Annotated in this window: 7 protein-coding genes; 3 read left to right on the top strand and 4 right to left on the bottom strand. The window is 43.5% G+C overall.

From position 1 onward, the window contains the following. Together F6K51_RS34360 and F6K51_RS34355 are read left to right on the top strand one after the other, a co-directional pair. Positions 1–2,302 (top strand): CHASE2 domain-containing protein (locus F6K51_RS34360; protein WP_293029764.1); only part of this gene is annotated, 2,302 nt, incomplete at its 5' end. A gap of 526 nt (positions 2,303–2,828) precedes the next feature. Then, positions 2,829–3,788, top strand: a complete 960-nt coding sequence (locus F6K51_RS34355; RefSeq protein WP_293029761.1) for a DUF928 domain-containing protein — start codon at positions 2,829–2,831, stop codon at positions 3,786–3,788. Here the strand turns inward: F6K51_RS34355 and F6K51_RS34350 are convergent. The 4 genes from F6K51_RS34350 to F6K51_RS34335 all read right to left on the bottom strand — a co-directional run bounded on the left by F6K51_RS34350 (position 3,744) and on the right by F6K51_RS34335 (position 7,364). Beyond that, the gene (locus F6K51_RS34350; RefSeq protein ID WP_293029758.1) at positions 3,744–3,875 is read right to left on the bottom strand and encodes a hypothetical protein; all 132 of its coding nucleotides are present in this window, start codon (positions 3,873–3,875) and stop codon (positions 3,744–3,746) included. The genes F6K51_RS34355 and F6K51_RS34350 overlap by 45 nt on opposite strands. A 245-nt stretch (positions 3,876–4,120) precedes the next feature. Further along, a complete protein-coding gene (locus tag F6K51_RS34345; RefSeq protein WP_293029756.1) occupies positions 4,121–4,273 on the bottom strand; it encodes a hypothetical protein in 153 nt (50 codons plus the stop codon). Further along, on the bottom strand, positions 4,264–7,143 hold the full coding sequence (locus F6K51_RS34340; protein ID WP_293029753.1) for a CHAT domain-containing protein: 2,880 nt from the start codon (positions 7,141–7,143) through the stop codon (positions 4,264–4,266). The genes F6K51_RS34345 and F6K51_RS34340 overlap by 10 nt, the downstream gene beginning before the upstream one ends. A 56-nt stretch (positions 7,144–7,199) precedes the next feature. Further along, positions 7,200–7,364, bottom strand: coding sequence for a hypothetical protein (locus tag F6K51_RS34335; protein ID WP_293029750.1), 165 nt, complete (start codon positions 7,362–7,364; stop codon positions 7,200–7,202). On the opposite strand from F6K51_RS34335, the gene F6K51_RS34330 reads away from it, so the two are divergent. Beyond that, positions 7,357–7,593, top strand: a complete 237-nt coding sequence (locus tag F6K51_RS34330; protein WP_293029747.1) for a hypothetical protein — start codon at positions 7,357–7,359, stop codon at positions 7,591–7,593. The genes F6K51_RS34335 and F6K51_RS34330 overlap by 8 nt on opposite strands. Positions 7,594–7,638 lie beyond the last annotated feature (45 nt).

Below are 7,638 nucleotides of genomic sequence, written 5' to 3'. Positions count from 1 at the left end.
TTTCATTGGGATCAATCCCAATGAAAATAATTTAATGGCTAGAGAAATTGATGGTTGGTTACCACCAGCACCTCAGATTAACCAATTGTGTGACAGTTGGCTCTTAAGCTATCGTGCTCAAGGGAGAATCAAAGTGCATCGGAAACTTATAGCTCCCCCAGAACAAATAACCAACTATTCAGTTATCAACTCAGCTCAGGATTTACAAGAGGCGATCAATAATTGGCTAAATTCAACCGATAGAAAGTTTCAACGCTTCCGGGATCAAGTGTTAAAAGCTTTATCGAACCATGGCAAGATTCGGTTTATTATTCAAACTAATAATATCAAACTTTGGCAACTGCCTTGGCATCTCTGGGATGTCTTGTCCGATTGTGATATTGAGGTTAATTTCAGTCCTTCAGAATTTCCAGTATCCTCAAAACAAATCGACCAATATAGAAATAGAGTAAGAATATTGGCAATTCTAGGAGATGACACCGGGATTAATATCCAGCATGATTTAGCATTACTCCAGGAGGAATTACCGAATGCAGAAATTGTCCCCTTAATCAGTCCCCCCAAAAAAAAATTAAGCCAGGAATTATGGGATAAAAAGTGGGATATATTGTTTTTTGCTGGTCATAGTTTTACCCATAATAATAATTGCCAAGGACGGTTTTACATCAATCAGGATGAAAGCATTACCATTGAGGAGTTAAAGTATGGTCTAATCAATGGGATTAAGAATGGTTTAAAGTTGGCTATTTTTAATTCCTGTGATGGGTTAGGATTAGCAGCAGAATTGGTTAGTTTACCAATCTCGACAACCCTGGTAATGCGGGAACGGGTGCCAGATGAGGTAGCTCAGAAGTTTTTGAGGTATTTTCTCAACGCATTTGCCACAAAGAAAAAATCCATATCGGATTCAGTGTGGGAAACCCGGAAAAGATTGCAGGAGGAGGTAGAAGATAACTATCCCTGTGCCAGTTGGTTACCAGTGATATTCCAGAATCCTGCTCTGGAACCACCAACTTGGGACGACTTGACTCAGGGATCCTATCTCAAGGATAAACCCAAACTCTCAAGGGTTTTACTGGTAAGTTTGATTGTCACTATCGCAGTGATCACAATGCGATCGCTTGGGCTGTTACAAGGATCAGAATTACATGCTTTCGACCATCTCATGGCTCTGCAACCACCTGAAAAGCGGGATGAGCGGGTTTTAGTAATTGCGGTGGATGAACCAGATATTCAGTATCAGGACAAGATGGGTTGGTCTAGGAAAGGGTCATTATCCGATACGGCCCTGGCACAACTGTTGCGGAAACTCAACCGTTATCAACCGCGAGTGATTGGCTTAGATATTTATCATGATTTCGAGTTTGAACCCAACTTAGCTACTCAATTGAAACAAAATCCCCGTTTCATTGCGGTGTGCCAAATGGAAAGTAATGATCAGCCTGGTATCGCTTCACCACCCGGTATGGCATCACAACAGATTGGCTTTAGTGATTTGCCTCGTGACCCAGATGATATTATCCGCCGCCAACTTCTAGGGATGAGCTTAGGGATTAACTCTTGGGATACTTGTAATACTACTTACTCTCTGAGTTTACAAGTCGCTCTGAATTACCTAGCCCAAAAGGGAATCCCGCCGATGAAGAGAAATTCAGCAGGGGATGTAGAAATCGGTGATGTGGTGTTTCGGAAATTCGCACACAATGCTGGTGGGTATCAGTTAAAGCCAAAACATGCAATGGGATATCAGATACTCCTTAATTATCGTGCCAAGAATCCCAAATACGTTCATCTTCAAGACTTACTCAAGGGTAAACTGGACTCCCAACTGCCGGATTTAGTCAAGGATAATATTGTCTTGATTGGGGTGGGTCAAGATTCAAAGGATTTACACCGGACTCCCTATACTAAAGGGCCATGGTCTGACAAAATACCTGGGGTTATGGTTCAAGCCCAGATGAGTAGTCAGATTATTAGTGCTGTTTTGGATAAGCGACCCTTGCTCTGGTGGTTGCCACAGTGGGGGGAAGTGCTTTGGATTGGTAGTTGGTCTGTGGTGGGAGGCCTATTAGTTTGGCGTTTACATTCCCCATCCTACTTGGGAGTTGCTGTTTTTGTTGGTATCAGCCTCTTATCTGGAGTCTGTTATGGTCTCTTACTCAAAGGGGGATGGATACCCTTTATACCATCAGCCTTGGCGTTAGTGGCAACCAGTGGAGCCATCGTAGTTTATAGCATTTTTAAATCAAATGTAAACAAGGATGACAGTTTTTTATATTACCAAAAATCCCTAGATACTTGATTAGCTCTTGCTTATTGCTGTTGGCATCTAGCCTTTACTAATCGCGATTATGTTTACATCTCAAATGTAAAGGCTATAGCGGTTTTCAATTAGGTGAGGTACATGTTTTGAGGGAGCAGGGAGCAGTGAAGTCATAATACGTAAGAGCTAAGAGCTAAGAGCTAAGAGCTAAGAGCTAAGAGCTAAGAGGGTAAAAATATTGTGTACCTCATTAGAATAAAAACCGCACTAGATTTCTGATCCAAGTCTTTTTGATAAAAACGTTATTTGTTTAAGATTTAGTGAATTTTACTTCAACTAGAGCAATTAGTCCGGATTGACATGTAATACTGTTTTTGGCAAATAAATCAGCCATCAAGGTTAATTACCTCATTTTTATCATAGCTACCAACCTGAAAGCGTCAACGAAAAAACACCCAGACCAAAATTGATAAGAAATGTAAAGGCTTGCGTAAAATCCCTTGGCAAGGACTGATAAAGATTATGGAATACTTTAAAAAAATTAACGTTTGTCAAACCTCTCAGTATGTATAAAATAAAGCTAGCGTTGTACAAACCTTCCTTGATCTTGGCCCTTGCCTGGGTACTAGTTAATTTCACCATTTACCCTCTACGAGCGCGTTCGCAGTCTGTTGCTCTAAACAGCAACTCTGTTAGGGATAGTTTATCCGAATCCGATACCCCATCAGCTCAACCAGATGTAGACTTTGAGGGTGATGGCAGAACTGATCAGATCACAACAGCTGGAGGAGGTTTATATTTCCTCCCACCAGACGTCACTACACCAAATGCGACACAAAATGAAAGCTTTGAGGATGTGGGCAGACCACCGAAACGGACATCAGGAGCAGACCGTGGTCTGTGTTCGGATCAGCTGATTGCTATAGTCCCTGGTAGTAGCGAGATTGTCGAGACAACGGGAAACTGTAGTAATGATGCCAACAATGATTCCAACTCTTTCTTAGCACTGACCTTAGCTGAGTCTCCTACCTTTTGGTTTTATGTTCCTGAACAGTCTACTCCTGAACTAACGGCGGAGTTTGTACTGCTCGATCACAACCAACAGGCTCTACTAGTCGAATCTATTCCGTTATCTGGAACTCCTGGGATTGTCAGTGTTCCGTTGACCGAACCCCTAGAAACTGAACAGGTCTATCGATGGCAGCTCTCTGTTGTAGTTAATCCCCAAAACCCCTCTGGGAATCCCACGGTGGAAGGATTAGTCAAACACATCACACCAGACTCTACCCTAAGTCGTAAGCTAAAGGCTGCTACTTCCCTACGGGAGCGTATTGCTATTTATGCCAGTCACGGTATTTGGCATGATGGGATGACAGCCTTAGCTGAACTACGGCAACAGAAACCAGAGGATTCTAGGTTAGAACGGGATTGGCAGGATTTCCTAGGTTCGGTGGGTTTGCGTGCGATCGCATTCAAACCTCTAGTTGATTGTTGTACAGCACAGGGAGTAGGGAGTAGGGAGTAGGGAGTAGGGAGCAGGGAGTCGGGAGTCGGGAGTAGGGAGCAGGGAGTCGGGAGTCGGGAGTCGGGAGTCGGGATCAACAATTATCACAATTCCTACACCGATCCCTATATAGCACTACGCATTAAAGTTAGGACAAGCCTCCCCATCTCCCCATCTCCCCACACCTCCCCCAATTCCCGATTCCCGATTCCCGATTACTTTGTGGTAGTTCTGAGGAAGCTATCATCAACAGGCAACTTTGGAGCTTTGAACAGTGGACAAGAATTGAGAAAAACACGATCAGCGAGCCCGTGGGTGGTGCATTACTCAGCATTCGTTTAATTTGAGTTAGGTCACAGGGTCGAAGCCTGTGCCACAAAGCTGATAGCTGATAGCTGATAGCTGATAGCTGATAGCTGATAGCTGATAGCTGATAGCTGACCCCGATTCCCGATTCCCGATTCCCGATTCCCGATTCCCGATTCCCGATTCCCGATTACAGCCAATTTCCCACTAAAACATAGGCTCCCCAGTAAAATGGAGCTTGATAACCAGGTCTTTTTAAAAGATTAACTTGAGCACGGCGCAAGGCTTCAGCTTTAGTAACCGTTGCGCCAGAAGCAGCTAATTCTTCGTAAAAAAATGTCATCAGTTTAGCGGTAGATTCATCATTAATGAACCATAGGGAAGCCAGAGTACTCCTGGCTCCTGACTGAATCGCTACTCCGGCCAAGCCTAAGCTAGCACGACTATCGCCATCGGCAGTTTTACAAGCACTCAGCACTAGTAATTCAATTGCTTCTAAACTATTGTTACTTCTGTTCTGGATGACATTGCTTAAATCCTTGATATTGATTCGTTTATCCCACGCCAGCAGAAAGGTCTCTTCTGGTACTGAACTAAACTGACCATGAGTGGCTAAATGCACCACAGGAAATGGCACTGAACTGATTAACTCTTGCCATTTCTGACTGGTAAAGTCTTGATTGAGCAATTGCTGACTCGGAATTTGGGATTTAATTTCCCCTAATTCTGTTTTAACATTGGGTAGGTTAGCGAAACCTTGATGATCAGGCAAATCCTCCCGGATCTCTGAGAGTCCAAAAGCTAAGGCATTTAACTCTACTTGAGCTAAGGGTTTGGGCTCTAGTAGACTCAAACCAGGAATGAGTGCGATCGCATAGCCTTTTTCTACTATATACTGTTCACCATCATGAAGGGTAGCCATGGGAACATTGCGAAAGCCACCATCAAGAACAAATACTAAGGTTTTCACTTGATTGGCTTCGAGCAACCCTTCCGCCGGTCGAATTAACCAGTCATAAACCTGTTGGGATAAGGCTAGACTGTTTTTAGAAATAAAACGTTTTTCTAGCTGTATACGGAGACTTTCTAAGGTTTGCTCAAGTTTAGCTTTAGGTAAAGCAGTGGTGTAGTGAATAAATTCTCCTGATTTTGGTAATTTCACGATCACCGCTAACCGGTCATCGAGAATAATCGGATAGACTAATGCTGCACTCGGATCGATTTCTTGCTCGGCCAATTCCACAATGTCAGAAAGGTTACACCCGAGGAAATTCTCAATTTGGGCTAGCTGCAGAGAGTCAATTGCTTCGGTAGCTTGCTTGAGCTTGTTATCTGAAATCGGGTTATCTGCAATCCGGTTATCTGAAATCCGTTTATTTGCGATCGGTTCAGCGCTTTGTTCGTCTTTCAAGAGTAAATCGACTAATTCTCGATAGACTTGCTCAACATTTTCTCGAAAGGAAAACTGCACATCTGAACTAAGAGCCAGTAAATCTTGGCGGAGAGAATCTAGGGTTTTGACAGTGGCTTGGTAAGCGGTGATTGCTTCTTCAGTTTTTCCCAGAGCTTTATAAATTCGTCCTAACTGCCATTGCCATTGATAGGCAATGTCATCGGATTGAATCCCTTGAGCTATGGTGAGGGCTTTTTCGGTAAATTCTTGAGCTTGATACCATTGCTGAGTTTGTTCATATAGCTTACCCAGGGTACCGAGGGCATAGGATTCCGCTCGTTTATCGTCTAAAACTTGAGCCTCTTGGACAGCTTTGACTAAACTATGGGCAATTTCGTAAGGCTCAAGGTTCAATGATGACCCCTGAATATTATCTTCATCCTTATTCGATTTTAGCTCATAGCTGATCAGGCTTTCCACAAAATTGATTTGAGCATAGATTGCTGTTCGACTAGGTGGTAATTCAGTAATCTCGCTGTTGAGTAATTCCTTGACTTGGTCATTAATTTGAGATTTTAACTCTTGGAGCGTGTAGTGATTATCATCATTATTATTGTATTTTAATTTCTCTAACCAATTGTGGTAATCAATGATTAGACTTAACTGCTGTAGTTTTGTTTCAATGTCTAAGCTAGTGGAAGCTGATAATTTGCTCGACTCTTGAAGAGATTCTTGATAGTATTTTATAGCATGATTAAACTGCTCAATAACCTGTTCTTTAACTTCTTTTTGTTTAACTATCAGGTTGGTTCTGGTGTATAATTGTTTATAGTGGTTGTACCAAGAACGTTCTGTATGCCCCAAACTCAGTAAGGTTTCTCGCTTTTGCAGAGGAGGTTGAGCTACTTTCAAACTTGCCTTAAGCACTTGCTGAGAGTGGTTTAAGTCACCGAGGAGACGGAGACTATTCCCAAGGCTACGTAAGCCCAGGATTTTAATCTGGGGATCAGGGGTTTGTTGAAAGGTTTGCAGCACGGTTTCAAACCGTTCTTGATTGGACAAATCGCAATTATTGTCCAGCTTTAAGGCTTGTAATAAGGTTTTACAGGTGCGACGGTAAAGTCCTAAGGCTTCCATCGCTTGAGCTTGATTAATTAGGGTACCTGTAATGCCAATGTCATCTTTTAATTGTTGATAAATCTCAGTAGCCAATTGCCAGGCTTCTAGAGCAGTGTCTGGTTGTCCTAAGGCTAATTCTAGACTACCTAGGGTGTTGAGAGCTTGGGCGCGGATTTGCTGGTAGTCTGGGCTATCCCGGAGATCTGATCCGGTCTCTAACAGGTTGAGGCTAAATGCGATCGCATCTTCGGCATCAAACCACTGTTGCAGTTTCTGGTAAGCCAAGGACAGATAACTCAAAATCATGGCCTGATGTAGTCTATCCCCTTGGGATTCATAGGCTTGTGCTGCTTGTTCCCAAGTGCTTGCTGCTTGACTAAACTGACCTTTGGTGTATAGTGCTCTGCCTTGTTCCACTAATTCTGACGCTGACCAATCTTGCGGAATTGGCTTAACAGTTGTGGGATAGGATAAGACCGGGAGGATGCCAATGGGGAGAACTAAATTTAGGAGAAAAAAAATTAGGGCTTGGGTGCCAACTAGGGTCGGGCGAAGCATGGGAACGCTAAATCTAGGGTTTCTATTAAATTATCTCTAGGATAGACTATGGCTTTTCATCGTAAGGCCAGAATAATTTGGTCATGGGGACTGAGTAAATTTCCCGGTAATCCATCCAACTGCTCGATACTGAAACTTCCGCCAGCGGTATAGTGAGCATCCCCGGCTACAGGATTATGCGATTGGCCTTGGCCTTTGGGCCACGCTGCGCGAATGGCCACGCGGGGCGCGTTCGCAACCGTAAATCAGCACCAGGGAATAAACCACTATCGGTATGGTTATGGGCAGCAATATCAATTGACTGATTCCCTAGTTATGATGCTCTCAATGCCAGAGGGATTAGCAAAACAAACCCGTTGTAGTTCCCCGATTAGAGTCGATGCCCAGTATTACCTGGGGCACCTCTCCTTTCGGCTAAGGCCGACGCTGCGCGAACAGAACCGTGCATGAAACTTTCGCCTCACACGGCTCCTAGATATCCTTACCTTTCGGTTT

The organism is Moorena sp. SIO3I8, assembly GCF_010692325.1.
Lineage (GTDB): Bacteria > Cyanobacteriota > Cyanobacteriia > Cyanobacteriales > Coleofasciculaceae > Moorena.
The sequence above is the reverse complement of the archived record's forward strand: the minus strand, read 5'-3'. Positions and strand labels throughout refer to the sequence as shown.

Bases quoted from the DNA above. Each gene is read 5' to 3' on its own strand.
- F6K51_RS34355 (WP_293029761.1), top strand. From the start codon at position 2,829: ATGTATAAAATAAAGCTAGCGTTGTACAAACCTTCCTTGATCTTGGCC.
- F6K51_RS34340 (WP_293029753.1), bottom strand. From the start codon at position 7,143: ATGCTTCGCCCGACCCTAGTTGGCACCCAAGCCCTAATTTTTTTTCTC.
- F6K51_RS34330 (WP_293029747.1), top strand. From the start codon at position 7,357: ATGGCCACGCGGGGCGCGTTCGCAACCGTAAATCAGCACCAGGGAATA.